Annotated in this window: 18 protein-coding genes; 10 read left to right on the top strand and 8 right to left on the bottom strand. The window is 28.9% G+C overall.

What is annotated here, in order from left to right:
* Nucleotides 1-3: 3 nt before the first annotated feature.
* The 3 genes from AC5SLZ_RS06040 to msrA are packed head-to-tail and all read right to left on the bottom strand — an operon-like array spanning nucleotide 4 to nucleotide 2,275.
* Nucleotides 4-1,014, bottom strand: a complete 1,011-nt coding sequence (locus AC5SLZ_RS06040; protein ID WP_494615402.1) for an efflux RND transporter periplasmic adaptor subunit — start codon at nucleotides 1,012-1,014, stop codon at nucleotides 4-6.
* Nucleotides 1,015-1,017: 3 nt separating this feature from the next.
* Nucleotides 1,018-1,830: a sulfurtransferase gene (locus AC5SLZ_RS06035; protein WP_494615401.1), complete on the bottom strand. Its 813-nt coding sequence runs from the start codon at nucleotides 1,828-1,830 to the stop codon at nucleotides 1,018-1,020.
* Between the two features lies 1 nt (nucleotide 1,831).
* Nucleotides 1,832-2,275, bottom strand: coding sequence for a peptide-methionine (S)-S-oxide reductase MsrA (msrA, locus tag AC5SLZ_RS06030; protein ID WP_494615400.1), 444 nt, complete (start codon nucleotides 2,273-2,275; stop codon nucleotides 1,832-1,834).
* Between the two features lie 97 nt (nucleotides 2,276-2,372).
* On the opposite strand from msrA, the gene AC5SLZ_RS06025 reads away from it, so the two are divergent.
* Both AC5SLZ_RS06025 and AC5SLZ_RS06020 read left to right on the top strand, forming a co-directional pair.
* Nucleotides 2,373-3,191: a DMT family transporter gene (locus AC5SLZ_RS06025; protein WP_494615398.1), complete on the top strand. Its 819-nt coding sequence runs from the start codon at nucleotides 2,373-2,375 to the stop codon at nucleotides 3,189-3,191.
* A complete protein-coding gene (locus AC5SLZ_RS06020; protein WP_494615396.1) occupies nucleotides 3,184-3,819 on the top strand; it encodes a DNA-3-methyladenine glycosylase family protein in 636 nt (211 codons plus the stop codon). The genes AC5SLZ_RS06025 and AC5SLZ_RS06020 overlap by 8 nt, the downstream gene beginning before the upstream one ends.
* On the opposite strand, the gene AC5SLZ_RS06015 is transcribed toward AC5SLZ_RS06020, so the two are convergent.
* Nucleotides 3,806-4,102 (bottom strand): DUF1330 domain-containing protein, encoded by a 297-nt coding sequence (locus AC5SLZ_RS06015; protein ID WP_494615395.1) that lies wholly within the window; start codon nucleotides 4,100-4,102, stop codon nucleotides 3,806-3,808. The two genes, AC5SLZ_RS06020 and AC5SLZ_RS06015, sit on opposite strands and share 14 nt — an antisense overlap.
* 28 nt (nucleotides 4,103-4,130) lie before the next feature.
* On the opposite strand from AC5SLZ_RS06015, the gene AC5SLZ_RS06010 reads away from it, so the two are divergent.
* Nucleotides 4,131-4,667, top strand: a complete 537-nt coding sequence (locus tag AC5SLZ_RS06010; protein ID WP_494615393.1) for a phosphoribosyltransferase — start codon at nucleotides 4,131-4,133, stop codon at nucleotides 4,665-4,667.
* Nucleotides 4,668-4,704: 37 nt separating this feature from the next.
* Here the strand turns inward: AC5SLZ_RS06010 and AC5SLZ_RS06005 are convergent, their stop codons facing one another.
* Nucleotides 4,705-6,015: an NCS2 family permease gene (locus AC5SLZ_RS06005; protein WP_028035941.1), complete on the bottom strand. Its 1,311-nt coding sequence runs from the start codon at nucleotides 6,013-6,015 to the stop codon at nucleotides 4,705-4,707.
* 126 nt (nucleotides 6,016-6,141) lie between these two features.
* On the opposite strand from AC5SLZ_RS06005, the gene AC5SLZ_RS06000 reads away from it, so the two are divergent.
* Nucleotides 6,142-6,447 carry a hypothetical protein gene (locus AC5SLZ_RS06000; RefSeq protein ID WP_028035940.1) on the top strand — a complete coding sequence of 102 codons (306 nt, stop codon included), beginning with the start codon at nucleotides 6,142-6,144 and terminating at the stop codon, nucleotides 6,445-6,447.
* A gap of 42 nt (nucleotides 6,448-6,489) precedes the next feature.
* Here the strand turns inward: AC5SLZ_RS06000 and AC5SLZ_RS05995 are convergent, their stop codons facing one another.
* Together AC5SLZ_RS05995 and AC5SLZ_RS05990 are read right to left on the bottom strand one after the other, a co-directional pair.
* Complete coding sequence (locus AC5SLZ_RS05995; RefSeq protein WP_494615391.1) at nucleotides 6,490-6,936, bottom strand: Hsp20 family protein; 447 nt, start codon at nucleotides 6,934-6,936, stop codon at nucleotides 6,490-6,492.
* A 102-nt stretch (nucleotides 6,937-7,038) separates the two neighbouring features.
* A complete protein-coding gene (locus AC5SLZ_RS05990) occupies nucleotides 7,039-9,114 on the bottom strand; it encodes a S9 family peptidase (protein WP_494615389.1) in 2,076 nt (691 codons plus the stop codon).
* 14 nt (nucleotides 9,115-9,128) lie between these two features.
* Between AC5SLZ_RS05990 and AC5SLZ_RS05985 the strand changes: the two genes are divergently transcribed.
* From AC5SLZ_RS05985 to AC5SLZ_RS05965, 5 genes are read left to right on the top strand one after another with little or no spacing between them, the layout of a single operon-like run.
* Nucleotides 9,129-9,632, top strand: coding sequence for a J domain-containing protein (locus tag AC5SLZ_RS05985; RefSeq protein ID WP_494615387.1), 504 nt, complete (start codon nucleotides 9,129-9,131; stop codon nucleotides 9,630-9,632).
* A 45-nt stretch (nucleotides 9,633-9,677) separates the two neighbouring features.
* Entirely contained in the window at nucleotides 9,678-10,562 is an 885-nt protein-coding gene (locus tag AC5SLZ_RS05980) for a dihydrodipicolinate synthase family protein (protein WP_494615386.1), read from the top strand.
* Nucleotide 10,563: 1 nt separating this feature from the next.
* On the top strand, nucleotides 10,564-11,754 hold the full coding sequence (locus tag AC5SLZ_RS05975; protein WP_494615384.1) for a class I SAM-dependent methyltransferase: 1,191 nt from the start codon (nucleotides 10,564-10,566) through the stop codon (nucleotides 11,752-11,754).
* A gap of 29 nt (nucleotides 11,755-11,783) precedes the next feature.
* Complete coding sequence (locus AC5SLZ_RS05970; protein ID WP_494615383.1) at nucleotides 11,784-12,950, top strand: hypothetical protein; 1,167 nt, start codon at nucleotides 11,784-11,786, stop codon at nucleotides 12,948-12,950.
* A 32-nt stretch (nucleotides 12,951-12,982) separates the two neighbouring features.
* Complete coding sequence (locus AC5SLZ_RS05965; protein ID WP_494615382.1) at nucleotides 12,983-13,276, top strand: hypothetical protein; 294 nt, start codon at nucleotides 12,983-12,985, stop codon at nucleotides 13,274-13,276.
* Here the strand turns inward: AC5SLZ_RS05965 and AC5SLZ_RS05960 are convergent.
* Entirely contained in the window at nucleotides 13,273-13,620 is a 348-nt protein-coding gene (locus tag AC5SLZ_RS05960) for a thiol-disulfide oxidoreductase DCC family protein (RefSeq protein WP_028035932.1), read from the bottom strand. The genes AC5SLZ_RS05965 and AC5SLZ_RS05960 overlap by 4 nt on opposite strands.
* An 85-nt stretch (nucleotides 13,621-13,705) precedes the next feature.
* On the opposite strand from AC5SLZ_RS05960, the gene tldD reads away from it, so the two are divergent.
* The gene (gene tldD / locus AC5SLZ_RS05955; protein WP_028035931.1) at nucleotides 13,706-15,118 is read left to right on the top strand and encodes a metalloprotease TldD; all 1,413 of its coding nucleotides are present in this window, start codon (nucleotides 13,706-13,708) and stop codon (nucleotides 15,116-15,118) included.
* Nucleotides 15,119-15,120: the final 2 nt, after the last annotated feature.

The following is a 15,120-nucleotide window of genomic DNA, read 5'->3' as shown; positions in this document are numbered from 1 at the left end:
CAATTATTTATTTTTATTTTCTTCTTTTTTAGAGTCAGATTTTTTAAATATATTTAATTTTTTAATCCAATCAAATTTACTTTTTTTCTGCTCTGTTTTTGCTGGCTTTTCTTTTTTCTTCCAGCTCGATGATTTTGGTTTTGAACCATATGTAATTGGTTTTATTTTTCCATTAGGTCTAGTTTTTTTCAAACCTTCAGCAACTACTGTATCACCATTTTTAAGACCAGCTTTGACTTCTACAATTCCTTGTTTTCTTAAACCAATTTCTATCTCTGTTTTTTTTACAGTATTTTCCTTGTCCACTTTATATACATAAACATTATCACCCTCCATAATAAGACTAGTATCCAAAATGCTTAATGAGTTTCTTTCATTATAATTAATAGATACTTCTAATAATGAACCAGATAAAAGTTCATTGCCTGGATTATTAAGTTTAATTCTTACTGGTAGTGATCTCTTATTAGTATCAATTCTACTTGCAATTGACTCTACAACCCCAGAGTATTTTTTAAGATTATTTCCAGAAAATTTTATATCAACACCCTGATCTTTTTTTACAAAAGGTGCAAATGTTTCGGGTATATCAACATCAACAAATAGAACAGATGTGTCTTCAAGATTTAATATAATAGAACTTTTTGATACATCAATATCATTAGAAAAATCTCGCTTACCAATAATTCCATCAAAGGGAGTTATTATGTTTCTATTTTTAAGTATAGCAATTACATCCCCAGTTTTAACCTTTGTGTTATATTTAATAGGTTCTAAAATTTCATATTTTTCAATATTATAAGACTTAATCTGGGCTGGTACAGCAGTACCAAATGTTTCAATTGTGTTTTGAAATAATTTTTGCTCAACAACTTTTACAATTATTTCTGGAGGAGGCCTTTTACTGAATTTTTTTTTAAAATAATTTCCAACCATTGTTCTTGCAACAATCACAGCTGTAATTATGAAAAAAAATACTATTACAATTGTTATTATTTTAGTTGATCTTTTCATATCTTAAATTCTCCCATACTCTGACCATGAGCCATCGTAAATTATCGGCATATATCTATCATTTATTAGCGAATAAGCTAGAGCCAATACACTTGCAGTTACTCCTGATCCACATGAAAATACTGAATTTTTATTATAGTCAAATTTTAATGACTTAAATTTTTCTGAGATTTTATCCTTACTGACAAAAGTATGATCATCATTTATTAGCTCTCCAAAAGGTAAGCATAAAGAATTTTTTATTGAACCACTTCTTAAACCCTTTCTTGGTTCTGCAACCTTACCTTCAAATCTTTCTCTGCTTCTTGCGTCAATAACATTAAAATCGTTTTTATCGATATTTTCATCTATTTGTTTTTTATTTTTAACAAGGTCTGTATTTTCCTTACATGAATATATAGAATTTTTAATGATAACTTCTTTATTATTTGTCATTTTATTTTCTATTTTCCATTTTTTAAACCCACCATTAAGGACATGAACAAGTTTTGGATCATGACCAAAATAAATTAAATTATACCAACACCTGCATGAACTTATTACATCAGAGTTATCATAAATTACAATTTCATCTTTATTTTCAATGCCCATATTTCCCATAATTTTTTCCCAAGAGTTTATATCGGTTAGCATGTGAGGTAGGTCTGTATCTATTTTTGAATTTTTATCTAAATCAAAAAAAATTGCATTTGGTATATGCTCTTTATTGTATTCTTCAAGACCATTTCTTTTTGCTTGAGGCATATGCCAAGAGCAATCAATAATTTTTACATTGCTTATATTTTCTTTTAACCAAGCTGTATCAACTAATGACATACTATCTCTTCTCTAAATATTTTTGATGATATTCTTCTGCAGCGCAATAATTTTTTACTAGAGAAGTTTTAGTTACAATTTTTTCTGAAAATTTAATGCTCTCCTCCTTAATTATTTTTTTTGAAATTTCTTTTTGTTGATCATTTAAATAAAATATTTCACTTCTATATTGGGTACCAAAATCTGGGCCTTGAGAATTTAAAGTTGTTGGGTCATGAATTTCAAAAAAATATTTTAATATTTTTTCATAAGAAATAATTTTAGGGTCAAAATCTAATTTTACAACTTCAGCATGATTAGTTATTCCAGTGCATACATCTTTGTAGGTTGTTTCACTACTATTGCCTCCGCAATAACCCACTTCAGTTTTAATAACTCCATCAAGTTTACTAAACTTAATTTCTGGACCCCAAAAACATCCCAAACCTAAAATTGCTATTTCCATTGATAATTAACTTAATTAATTTAAAGTTAAACATATGTTGTCTAAAAATCAATTAGGCTTTTTTTACATGTTCATTTCAGTATGTGCCTTCTCATTAATGGACGTGATAGTTAAGTGGTCTGATGAATATCCTGTTGGTGAAGTTTTATTTTTTAGAGGTTTTTTTGGGATAATACCTCTTTTGTTTCTTATACCAAAAAATAGATATTTTGATTTTTATAAAACTAATCGACCATTGTTACATTTAAAAAGGTGTTTGGCTGGCTTAATAGCTTTAATATCTATATTTATAGCTTTAAGAAATTTACCTCTTGCAACAGTTGTTAGTATTTCATTCGCTGCCCCAATTTTTACAACTATTTTCTCAATATTTCTATTGAATGAGAAAGTTGGATTTTATAGATGGTTAGCAGTTTTAGTGGGTTTTGTCGGGATTGTAGTTATTTCAGAACCAGGTTTTAGCTCTTTAAATCTTTATTATATATATCCAATTATTTTTTGTTTAGGTTTATCTTATGTTGCTATTTCAATTAGAAAATTATCTACAACAGAGCCAGTTTGGTTAATTAGTTTTTTCTTTTCATTTTCTATAATGATTTTAAGTTTTTTTACCTTTTATCAAAATTGGATTTTACCAAATTTAAAAGATCTACTATTACTTTCAATGATAGGAATATTAGGAGGTTTAGCAAATTTATGGTTGTCTCAATCTTATAAACTTTCAGAAGTAAGCCTAGTGTCTCCATTAAAGTACTTAGCTTTAATTTTTGCAATAATTTTTGGTTATTTAATTTGGAATGAAATACCCACTTCAAAAACTTTAGCAGGAGCTTTGTTAGTAGTTTCTTCTTCATTTATAATATTTAAAAGAGAAATGACTCTTAAGAAGAGAGTTTCAATTGCTAGACATGAGTAAAACACCTGCTTATTGGAAGACTGCTAAAAAATATTTATCAAGAAAAGATAAAGTTATGTCATCTTTGATTGAAAAATATAAATCTCCATCAGAAACAATATTAACTTCTAGAAAAGATGTTTTTTATTCATTGTGTAAGAGTATTATTGGACAACAAATCAGTGTTGCAGCAGCAAACTCAGTTTTTTTACGATTTAAAAAAAAATGTAAAAATAGAATCAATGCTAAAACTGTTAACACCTTATCTTTCACTCAGCTAAAAACATGTGGGCTTAGCAAACAAAAAGTAAGAGGCATTCAAAGTTTGTCTAAACAAATTCTAAATAAAACTTTTAATCCAAGACTAATATCTAAGATGTCAGATGAAGAAGCTATTTTGTATCTTTCTGAATTAAGACAGATAGGAAGATGGTCTGCTGAAATGATTTTATTATTTACTTACAATCGATCTAATATTTGGCCAGTTCAGGATATAGGTTTGTTAAGAGCCATTTCAAAGAACTATAAAAAAAAATATTTACCACCTGAAAGTTATGTAAAATTATTGAATAAAAGGTTTGCACCATATTGTTCTGTCGCAACCTGGTATTTATGGAGAAGTATAGATCCTGAGCCTATTCAGTATTAAATCCCTCTATCACTTGCATATGTCTTACAGTTGTAAGTTTTGCAATATCCCATCCGGCTAAATATTCTTTACTGTTATGACATTCTATAGCTTTTTCATAACTTGGAAACTCCCAAACAACAGTTCTTACAAAATCATCTCCCTCAAATGTTTTGTGTTTTCCACCTCTTATAAGCGGAACTCCCCCAAAACTTTTAATAATTGGTGTTACAACTTCTGCATATTTTTTTAAATTGTCTTGATTTTCAACTTTTAGATATAAACTGATCCAATAGCTTTTCATGATTTCTCCCTTTTAAAATATTTTAGTTATGATAGTAAAATTTATGGCAGATAAATTAATTATCACTTTTGATGAGTATAACAAAATTGTTGAGAAATTAGCAATTGAGATACACAAAGAATATAAGCCTACTGTTTTAGTGGGTATAATGAGAGGCGCTGCTCCAATTCTAGATATTCTTTCAAGAATTTTAAAATTACCAATAGCTTATATTGTTATTCAAAGCTATTCAGGAGAGGGTATGGAAGATAAACAAGGACAGCTAATGTTTGCAAGGGAAATTAGCTCTTTAGCAGAAAATAAAGATTACAACAAAGTACTTTTGGTTGATGATCTTTCAGATACAGGTTTGACCCTAAATAAAAGTATAGAGTGGCTTAAAAACTATGGACCTACTAAAGATTATATTAAGGAAGTTAAAACAGCTTGTTTATGGAAAAAGAAATCTTCAACTTTTGAACCAGATTTTTGTCCAGTAAGATTGGATACAGACCCATGGATTGTTCAACCAACTGAACACTATGAAGAATTATCTATAGAAGAAATTATAAAAAGAAATTCATAAATAGGGCTAGATTACTCTAGCCCTATTAAATTTTAAATTAAGCAACTGCAAAACTAATAACACTAAGTATCGCAATAATAAATATTGCTGGTGAAGTAGTTGAGAACTTACCAGTAAATAATTTAATTAAAGCATAAGATACAAAAGCTAAAGCAATACCGTTACTAATACTGTATGTTAGGGGCATTGCAATCATTGCAAGAATTGCTGGGGCAGACTCAGCAATATCATCCCATTCTATATCTGTAATATTTCTTACGAAAAGAACAGAAACAAAAAGTAAAGCCGCACCATCAATTTGCTTTGGTAAGCTAGTTGCAAGTGGAGCAAAGAATATGCACGCTAAGAACAATAATCCGATTACTAGTGATGTCATACCAGTTTTCCCTCCAGCTTTTACACCAGCTCCAGATTCAACATAACTTGTAACCGTTGTAGTTCCCATCATAGCACCAGCAACTGTACCAACACTATCAGCTAACATAGCTTTATTGATATCTTTAACTTTTCCTTGTTTATCAACTTTTCCAGCTACATTCGCAACAGAAGTTAAAGTTCCAGCTGTATCAAAGAAATCTATAAATAATAAAGTAAATATTACTGTAGACATCCCCGCAGTCATTGCAGCAGACAAATCAAAATCAAAAAGATATGTCATTGGTGGTGGAGAACTAGCAATTCCATTAAAGTTTGCAAGTCCAGCAGCCCAAGCAATAATACTGAATACTAAAATGCCTATAATAATATTTCCTTTTATATTCATTTTTTCCATTACGATTATTGCTATGAATGTTGCGCAGCCTAACAATACTAAAGGATTGCTAAGATCACCAAGTTTTACAAGTGTAACTGGATCATCAACAACAACTTCCATAATCTGTAATCCAATAATTGCTAAGAATAAACCAATACCTGCTCCAATTCCTAACTTGAGACTTTTTGGTATAGAATTTATCAACCAAGCTCTAATAGGCGTTAGTGATATAATTAAAAACAATACCCCAGCAACTAGAACTGCACCTAAAGCTTCTTGAGGTGTGTATCCCATACCTGCACAAACTCCAAAAGCAACGAAAGCATTGATACCCATTCCTGGTGCAAGTCCAATTGGCCAAGTTTTTCCATAAAAAGCCATTATAAAACATGCAAGTGCTGTTGCTAATATTGTTGCGGTATAAACTGCGCCGAAATCAAAGAAACCTTTTTCGGGTCCGGCAAACTCTCCCGATAAGATAAATGGATTTAAAAACATTATATAAGCCATTGTCAGAAACGTAGTAGTTCCTGCAATTACCTCTGTTTTAAAATCTGTTTTGTGTTTTTTATAATTGAAATAATTTTCAAGCATTTGTCCTCCTAATAATGGACAAATATTTGATTCTATTAATAAATACTTGTTTAAACTTAGCTTTATTCACAAAATACAACTTAGAAGATTATATTTATGCCACATTTACGATGTTATTATTAATCAATGCATAAATTAAAATTATTTTTAATTACATTTATTACGTTTGTAATGGTTGCCGGATGCCAAACAATTAAAGAAAAAACAGATGCAATTGTAGAAAAAGAAAATAAAAAATTAAGCAAATATATCAGTAAGCCTGCAAGCGTTTTGCAAATGGATCTAGGGAAGCCAGATGAAGATTTTAAAAACGCAAAAGGAAATTATGAATTAATTTATAATACAAGAAAATATGGAATTCCTTGTGAGAGAAGATTTGAAATTAATCCTGATAAAATTGTAATTGGATTTGTATCTAACGGTTGCTTTTAAATAAGTGCTTGCGAGGAAATGATCCCCGCAAGTAAGGTAAGCTTATTTAATTTCTATAAGTTTCTTTTTTTTGTGTTCTGGAATAATTCTTTCACAAGAAATTGTCAAAAGACCATCTTTCAGCTCAGCACCATTCACTTTTACATCATCAGCTATGGTGAATGATCTTGCAAATTGTCTTTGAGAGATCCCTTTGTGAATAATTTCTCCGTCAACATTATTTTCTTCTGGTTTATTAACTAATTTAGTTCTTACTGTTAATAAATTATCTTCGAACTCAACCTCAACATCTTTTTTATTAAAACCAGCTAATGCAACTTCAATTGCATAGTTATCCTTTCCAGTTTTTCTAATGTTGTATGGCGGATAATTTGATTGCATGGCCAAATTTCCATTTCCAAGCATATTTTCAAATTGATCAAACATATCGTCAAAACCAATTGAAAAAGGTCTTAGAGAGTTAAAGATAGATAGATCCTTACTTGTCATAATATTCTCCTTTTTTGTTAAGCAAGTTATTTATGCAAGTCCCATTAGGCGACTTACTAATATTATATAGGAATTAGTTTTAATATTTCAAGATTTAGACAATTAAATTTTTTTTGATATTTTTAAAGCAAAAGCATAATCAATTGCAATTTCCTCAATAGCTCCATCTCTTCCAGATTTTCCTCCATGTCCTGCGTTCATTTCTGTTTTTAAAAGAAGTAAATTATTATCGGTTTTGTATTCTCTTAATTTTGCAGTAAACTTTGCAGGTTCATCAAATAAAACTCTATTATCACTCAAACTTGTGGTGATTAGTATATGGGGATAGTCCATTTTTTTAATATTATTATAAGGCGCATAAGAAAATATATAATCAAAATGTTCTTTATTATCTTTAGCGTTTCCAAATTCATCAAACTCTCCGATAGTTAAAGGAAGTGAATGATCAAGATTTGTTGTTAGTGAATCTACAAATGGCACAGCCATAATAATTCCTAGAAATAATTCTGGAGCTTGATTGACAGCAGCGCCCATTAGCAAGCCTCCAGCAGATCCACCCATACCTATTATTTTACCTTTTGATGAATATTTCTCGTCAATCAAGTATTTTGCAGCATAAATATAGTCTTCAAAAGTATTTTTTTTATTAGTAAGTTTTCCTTCTTTCCACCACTTCATTCCTTTTTCCATACCACCTCTAATATGAGCTGTTGCCCAAATGATATCTCGATTGATTAAACTTAATCTAGTGGAAGAAAAATTAGGACTCATTGAACTGCCGTATGAACCGTATCCATAAAGTAATAAGTTGGCTGAGCCATCAATTTTAGTATTTTTATGTCTGGTGATTGTTAAAGGAACCAATCTTCCATCGTGGGATTTATATTCTAATCTTTCAACTATGTAGTCGTTTGGGTTATGCCCTGAAGGTATTTCCTGTTCTTTGACAAGCTTTTTTACTTTGGTTTGTAAATTATATAAATAAACTCTTGATGGAGTTTTTGGAGATGAATAGCCAAGATACACATCGTTAGTATTTCTATCTCTTTGTACTAAAGAAACTCCAGGCACGTAAATATTTTCATCAGAAAATAATAATTCTTCCTCAATCCCTGTTGAAATATTTCTCACAAATAATTTATCTAATGCATTGGAGGTTTCAGATCTAATAATCCAGTCATTTAAAAAAGTTAAACCACCTATTAAAACCTCATCTTTTGCAGATATAAATGTTTTCCATTTTTGATTTTCTAGACTATCTGAAATATCAATTTTAAAATCTTCTGCATCTTTATTGGTGTGATTATAAAACTTTCCATTCCAAGAACTTACAGAGTAAAGGATGCCTTTATCTCTTTTCATTATTAGTTTAGGTTTAGGACTCTTTTCCTCAACACTAAAATAATATTGTTCTGAAGTATTATGATCAGATGTATTAATAAAATAATATTTTTCATCTGAACTTAGGCCAATACCAACAGTGAATGCCTCAGTTTTTTCTTCAAAAATTAATTGATCTTGATCTTTAAAATTTCCAATTTCGTGTCTATAAATTCTTCTTGCACGATGATTTCCATCAAGTTTAGAGTAAAAAATAAATTTGTCATCTAAACTAAAAGTTATTCCCCCTGAAGTTTCTGGAATTTCTTTTGAAATTATTTCGTTGCTTTCAATATCTCTTATATAAATTGTATAATATTCTGAGCCTTTAGTATCTAAGGAATAACCTAAATATTTGTCATTATTGCTTACTTCTAAATCTCCAACTCCAAAATATTCGACACTCAGGTTTTTTTTTTCTTTATCCCCGTTCCATATTTCTTCAATTTTATCTGAATTGACTTTCTTTCGAAGTTTTATTGAATAATTGCCAGTTTTGGTTGTTTTAGTCCAGTATTCATAAGTATGATCTTTGTAGGGGAGTGACTCATCATCTAGTTTTATTCTCCCTTTAATCTCATCAAATAATTTTTTTTGTATAGGTTTTGTGTTTTCTAAATGGTGATCGGTATATTTATTTTCTTCTTCAAGATAATCTTTTACTTCAGGTAATAGTTTATTTTTATCTCTAAGCACCTCTAAAATATTTTTTTGATGTATCCAGCTATAATTATCTTCCCATGTAACATCATGGCATGATTTTAATTCTGGTTTTTTTTTTAGATATGGTATTTTCATTGTTAAGGAAATATATGAATATAATAATTTATACAGTATTAATTTTAATAGCTTTATATTTTTTATTAAGGTTTTTTGCCGCTATAAATTCAAAAAAAATATCACAAAGTCTTAGAATATTATTGTTTATTGGCTTAATAGCCATTGCAATTTTGTTTGCCGTCGCAGGCAAATTTTTATTAACTTTACCTATAACGCTTGCAAGTTTAGCTTTATTAAAACTAAAAGGTTTATCTTTTTTTCAAATTATTTCACTGTTTAGATTAATTCAAACACTGAGAAATTCAGGAAGATTTTCATTCAATAATAATGTCGTATCTAATCCCAACACAATGACTACTTCAGAGGCATACAAAATATTAAATCTTAACCCTTCTGAAAAAATTACAAAAGAAATTGTAAATAAAGCATGTATTAAAATACAAAAAAAAATTCATCCTGATATCTCACCCGAAACTTCAAGGCTTTCATCAATAGTTAATGAAGCAAAAGAGATCGTTTTAAAAGATTTATCTTAATTGATTAGGTCTTTACTAAATTTTTTTTTTATATAAATTTTACTTATGAGCAAAATCAACGGTATATACGCAGCCTCAATGTCTATTATTAATGATGATTTAACTTTAGATGTTAAAAAAACAATTCAGCATGCTGAGATGATTATCGACCAAGGTTGTCATGGAGCTGCAATTTTTGGCAGCACAGGACAAGCTCAGTTGATATCAATTAGTGAGAAGATAAATTTATTCAATCAATTGTCCACAAGTAAATATAAAGAAAAATATATAATTGGAACTGGTTTAAATTCTTTAAGTGAAACTATAAATTTGATGAGCGTAGCCAGGTCTTTGAATTTTAAAAAATTTTTAATTATGCCACCAGCATTTTATAAATATTCAGATCGTGATGTTATTAACTTTTATTCAAAAATTATTGATGCACACCCAGAGTGTGAAATAGTGCTTTATAATTTTGAAAAATTGTGTGGATACAAGTTTACTGTGGAGTGCGTTAAGGAATTGGTAAGATTATTTCCTAAACAAATTATTGGTGTTAAAGATAGTTCATATAATCTTTTTGAAAATCTAAAAATTGATAATTTTTCAGTTTTGCCAGGGTCTGAATCTAAACTATTGAAAGGTTTAGAGCTTGGGTGCTCTGGAATAATTACAGCCACTTGTAATGTGACCTCGGCATTAGCAAGAAAAGTTTATAATGACTTTCTTGATAAAAAAGAACAAACAGTTAATCAAAAACTTTGTGATGTTAGAAGCGCATTCGAAAAATATAATTTGATATCTGGACTCCATGCTTTTTATTCAAAAAATAATTTAATTTATAAAAATATTTTACCACCGTTATCAATTTTAGACTCTAATGAAGAAAAGGAGCTAATTGATAGTTTAGAAAAATTAAATTTTTCTATCAAATCAACTATGGCTACTTGAAATGCAATTAGCTAGGTTTCTTAATAGTGTATTTAAGAAAGATGGTTTTATTTTGGAAGATGCCCATTCAAAAAATTATATCATAGGGCTACCTGAGAGCGATAAGCCTATTAAGGTTAAAATTTTAGATAAAAAACTTCATTATAAATTATTATTTCAGCCAGATTTATACTTTGGTGAAGCCTACACCAATGGAGATATAACTATAGAAAATGGAAGTTTAAGTGATTTTTTAGATTTAGCTCTAATGAATTTTGGAAGAAATGAGCTTAATTTTTTTAGTTATTTAATTAATAGATTGAGGGGATCTTATAGATTCTTAACTAACTTTAATTTTATTAAAAAATCTAAAATGAATGTATCGCATCATTATGATATTTCAGACGATCTTTATGATTTATTTTTAGATCCTAAAAGGCAGTATTCGTGTGCATATTTTAAAAATGAGAATGACACACTTGAAGAAGCTCAAAATAATAAAATTAAACACATAATTAAAAAATTAAATATAAAACCAGGTCAGAAAGTTTTAGATATAGGTTGTGGCTGGGGGTCTTTAGCTATTGACATTGCTAAAACAGCTAATTGCAATGTTGCAGGGATAACCCTGTCTGAAAATCAATTGAATTATTGTAATAAAAAAGCAAAAAAACTTAATTTAGAACACCAGATAACATTTAATTTAATAGATTACCGACAGCTCAATGAAAAATTTGATAGAATCGTAAGTGTTGGAATGTTTGAGCATGTTGGGAGGAAGTTTTATAAGAAATTCTTTAAACAATTAGATAAATTACTAGCAGATGATGGGATATCTTTAGTTCATACAATAGGATCAGTAAATCCACCTAGGGACCCACATCCATGGATAACAAAATATATTTTTCCAGGGGGGTACACTCCAAGTTTAAGTGAAGTGACCACTCCAATCGAAAAAGCTGGGTTAATTGTATCTGATATCGAAGTTTTAAGACTTCATTATTCTCACACATTAAGACATTGGAAAGAAAATTGTAATAAAAACAAAGATAAAATTATTCAAATGTTTGATGAAAAGTTTTTTAGAATGTGGGAGTTTTATTTGGCGGGTTGTGAAATGGCATTTAAGTGGGGAGATCAGGTTGTATATCAATTTCAACTTACAAAAAATTATACTTCTACTCCAGTAACAAGAGACTATATTTATCAATAAATTATTGATAGAAGCAACAATCTTTTGAAATGAAAAAAATAAAAAAAAAATCAAAAAAAAATAAAACTAAAGTAAAAAAAAAAGTTAAGAAAAAAAATAAATTTATCTTTAAAAAAGTAAAAAAGATAAAGTCAAAAACTAAGACTCAAAATAAAAATAAAACAAAAAAAAAAATTAAAAATAAAAGAATATCAAAAAAACAGAATTTCATTTTGAAAATAATAAATTTTCAAAATTCTTTAAAACCCCAAATAAAATTTAAAATTAATTTTAGTGTCGAAAAATATATCCAAGCTTTCTTTGATAAAATAGCTAATACAATTTTTGAATATAAAGAAGCCAAAAAAGATGAAGCAAGAAGACTAAAACTAGAAAAATTAGAAAACGAAAGACAGGAAAAAATTAATCTTGAAAATGAAAGACAAAAACAAAAAGAATTAAAAATTAAGCTTCAAGAACAGTCTTTAAGAGATGAAGTAAAATTAGACAGACTAAGAGCGAAGGATATAAAAATTTTCCTTAGAAAAGAACAAGCTTTATTGAGAATAGAGCAAGCTGAAAAACAAAAACAATTTTTAAAACAATTAAGATTAGAAAAACAAATCGAAAAATTTAGAATTAGAGAAGTTAAAGAATTAGAAAAACTTGAAAAGATATCTCTTAGAGAAAAAAGAGATGATTATGCTGGTCTTCAACAGCGGATAGAAAAACTAAAAGAAAAATATAGAATAATTAGAGACCAAAAAATAAAAGAGAGAGTAGAGGCCCTTGGAGTTAAATTGCAAGGTGATGAAGATAGAGAAACGCTTTTACAAAAAGAAAAAGAATACACTATAGCAAGGCAAAAAATCGAATTTGCACTTGAAAGCTTCTATCGAAGTGCAAGTAGTTTAGTGTTTCAGTTAAATAAAAGACATATCACAAGGCACATGTCTATTTTTAGATGTATCGATAAAAGATTTGAAACAGGAGAAATTTTTGTAAAATGGGATGAGTCTTCTGATGAAGAGTGGTTATTATTAATTTATATTAAAAATAATTCTCCAGATGAGGGAATAGTTATCGAAGATAAGACAAACCCTGAAAAAAATATTTCTCATGAATTTAAAAATAATGAAATATTTAAAGCATCAGACACAATGGTTGACTCTCTTACACAGCTTATTGCTAGAAAAAGGTCTAAAAATAGCAATTAAATTATCTTAATTAATTAGGTAATATAACTTTTATGTTTTTTGGAACAATTACAATGGTAATTTTGTACCTAATCTTAAGGTATATTCTTGCTTGGATAACATATTTTAATAATTTTGATCCAAGACTTGGAAATTCTACATGGCGTTGGAGTTATGATTATCATGTGGTTGGCGACAGAGATATTTCAGACCTAGATGATAAAGATTTTGTAAGACTAAGAAGAAAAAAAAATAAAATTATTAGCCTAATGTATTCTGTAGTAATGATTATGTTTATTGCCTCAATGTCTTTGTTAAGTAAAATTTTATTATTTTTTACAAGCTAATTATTTAGTTGTTTTTTATTTTTTAAATATAAAAAATAGGCAATAATTTCATAAGTAAATTTAAAAATTTGAAAAATTATTGGAAGCTTAAAGAATTTATACAAAAATTTATATTTTGGAATTTTTTTCCAAACAAAAAGAAAAGCTTCTGCTCCCTCAATAACTCTATTCCCATCTTTAACATGCAATCTTCTTAAAAGCTCTTTATCTTTTTTAGATGTTTCTTTTTCAGCATTTGAATTATTGGTAATATCAATCCAATCAATTTCGTCAATCCCCTCTTTTTTGTATAGATTAATTTCAGATCGACAAATTTTACATGAATTATTGAAATAAACTTTCATTGTTATACATTACATCTGGGATTAAATATTGTACATGCGTAAAATCATCCATTGAAAATTGCATACAAATAACTATGTAATGTCTATGAGCAATTTTTTTGACAAATCAGACTTAACCAGAAAAGATGTAGACGAGATTGTATCTGAAACATTAAGAAATTGTAATGATGGAGAAATATATTTTGAAAATTCAAAGTCAGAGTCAATTCTATTAGATGATAATAAGATTAAAAGCTCAAATTATAGTTCTGATCTTGGTTTTGGATTCAGAGCAGTTTCTGATGAGGTAGTTGCTTATTCTCACTCAAATGAAATATCAAAAGAAGCATTAAACGATTCAGCAAAAAATTTAAAATCTACTCTTAAATCAATTAAAGGAACTTATAATCATGAAATACCAAAAAGTAATAATAAATTTTATGATGATATTAACCCTATCGAGCAAAAAACGTTAGATTCAAAACTGGAAGTTTTAAATAATGTAAATGACTATTTACGAAAAAAAGATTCAACTGTAAAGCAGGTTACTGCTAGTTTTAGTGGAGAGCAAAAATCTATTGAAATAATTCGATCCGGTGGTGAAGCTTTAACAGACGTTCGTCCTTTAATTAGATTTAACGTCTCAGTAATGCTTGAAAAAAATGGAAGAAAAGAAACAGGTGTTTATGGGATAGGGGGAAGACAGTCTTATGATGAGTATTTAAAAAATGACAACTGGAAAAATGTTTGTGAGGAAGCATTAAGAATTGCATCAGTTAATTTAGATAGTAAACCAGCCCCTGCAGGTGAAATGAAAGTTGTTTTAGGCCCAGGTTGGCCTGCTATATTAATTCATGAGGCTATTGGCCATGGATTAGAGGGCGATTTTAATAGGAAAAAAACATCTGCATTTCATGATTTGATGGGTCAAAAAGTTGCCAGCGAAGGAGTTACAATTGTTGATGATGGGACTATTGATAAAAGAAGAGGTAGTTTAACTATTGATGATGAAGGAACTCCTACAGAAAGAACAGTTTTAATTGAGAATGGGATTTTAAAAAATTTCATGCAAGACAGATTGAATGCAAGGTTAATGAAAACTAGATCTACAGGTAGTGGAAGGAGAGAAAGTTACAAACACATTGTGTTGCCAAGAATGAGAAACACAATGATGTTGAGTGGAAAGCAAACTCAAGATGAAATGATTAAGTCAGTTGATAAGGGAATATTTGCAGTTAGTTTTGGAGGAGGACAAGTAGACATTACATCGGGTAAATTTGTTTTTAATTGCACTGAAGCTTATGAAATAATTAATGGTAAGATTGGCTCACCAATTAAAGGTGCAACCTTGATAGGAGATGGCCCTTCAATTTTAAAAGAAGTATCTATGATTGGAAACGATATGATGATGGATCCGGGTATTGGAACTTGCGGTAAAGCGGGTCAAGGTGTGCCTGTTGGAGTTGCCCAACCTTCAATATTAATTGATAAAATGACTGTTGGTGGAACAAAACTGTAATA

This window comes from Candidatus Pelagibacter sp. PS_06, assembly GCF_059418045.1.
This window is presented reverse-complemented; position numbering and strand designations above follow the sequence as displayed.

Coding starts and splice junctions, on each gene's coding strand:
- AC5SLZ_RS06040 (WP_494615402.1), bottom strand. CDS start 1,014: ATGAAAAGATCAACTAAAATAATAACAATTGTAATAGTATTTTTTTTC.
- AC5SLZ_RS06035 (WP_494615401.1), bottom strand. CDS start 1,830: ATGTCATTAGTTGATACAGCTTGGTTAAAAGAAAATATAAGCAATGTA.
- msrA (WP_494615400.1), bottom strand. CDS start 2,275: ATGGAAATAGCAATTTTAGGTTTGGGATGTTTTTGGGGTCCAGAAATT.
- AC5SLZ_RS06025 (WP_494615398.1), top strand. CDS start 2,373: ATGGACGTGATAGTTAAGTGGTCTGATGAATATCCTGTTGGTGAAGTT.
- AC5SLZ_RS06020 (WP_494615396.1), top strand. CDS start 3,184: ATGAGTAAAACACCTGCTTATTGGAAGACTGCTAAAAAATATTTATCA.
- AC5SLZ_RS06015 (WP_494615395.1), bottom strand. CDS start 4,102: ATGAAAAGCTATTGGATCAGTTTATATCTAAAAGTTGAAAATCAAGAC.
- AC5SLZ_RS06010 (WP_494615393.1), top strand. CDS start 4,131: ATGATAGTAAAATTTATGGCAGATAAATTAATTATCACTTTTGATGAG.
- AC5SLZ_RS06005 (WP_028035941.1), bottom strand. CDS start 6,015: ATGCTTGAAAATTATTTCAATTATAAAAAACACAAAACAGATTTTAAA.
- AC5SLZ_RS06000 (WP_028035940.1), top strand. CDS start 6,142: ATGCATAAATTAAAATTATTTTTAATTACATTTATTACGTTTGTAATG.
- AC5SLZ_RS05995 (WP_494615391.1), bottom strand. CDS start 6,936: ATGACAAGTAAGGATCTATCTATCTTTAACTCTCTAAGACCTTTTTCA.
- AC5SLZ_RS05990 (WP_494615389.1), bottom strand. CDS start 9,114: ATGAAAATACCATATCTAAAAAAAAAACCAGAATTAAAATCATGCCAT.
- AC5SLZ_RS05985 (WP_494615387.1), top strand. CDS start 9,129: ATGAATATAATAATTTATACAGTATTAATTTTAATAGCTTTATATTTT.
- AC5SLZ_RS05980 (WP_494615386.1), top strand. CDS start 9,678: ATGAGCAAAATCAACGGTATATACGCAGCCTCAATGTCTATTATTAAT.
- AC5SLZ_RS05975 (WP_494615384.1), top strand. CDS start 10,564: ATGCAATTAGCTAGGTTTCTTAATAGTGTATTTAAGAAAGATGGTTTT.
- AC5SLZ_RS05970 (WP_494615383.1), top strand. CDS start 11,784: ATGAAAAAAATAAAAAAAAAATCAAAAAAAAATAAAACTAAAGTAAAA.
- AC5SLZ_RS05965 (WP_494615382.1), top strand. CDS start 12,983: ATGTTTTTTGGAACAATTACAATGGTAATTTTGTACCTAATCTTAAGG.
- AC5SLZ_RS05960 (WP_028035932.1), bottom strand. CDS start 13,620: ATGAAAGTTTATTTCAATAATTCATGTAAAATTTGTCGATCTGAAATT.
- tldD (WP_028035931.1), top strand. CDS start 13,706: ATGAGCAATTTTTTTGACAAATCAGACTTAACCAGAAAAGATGTAGAC.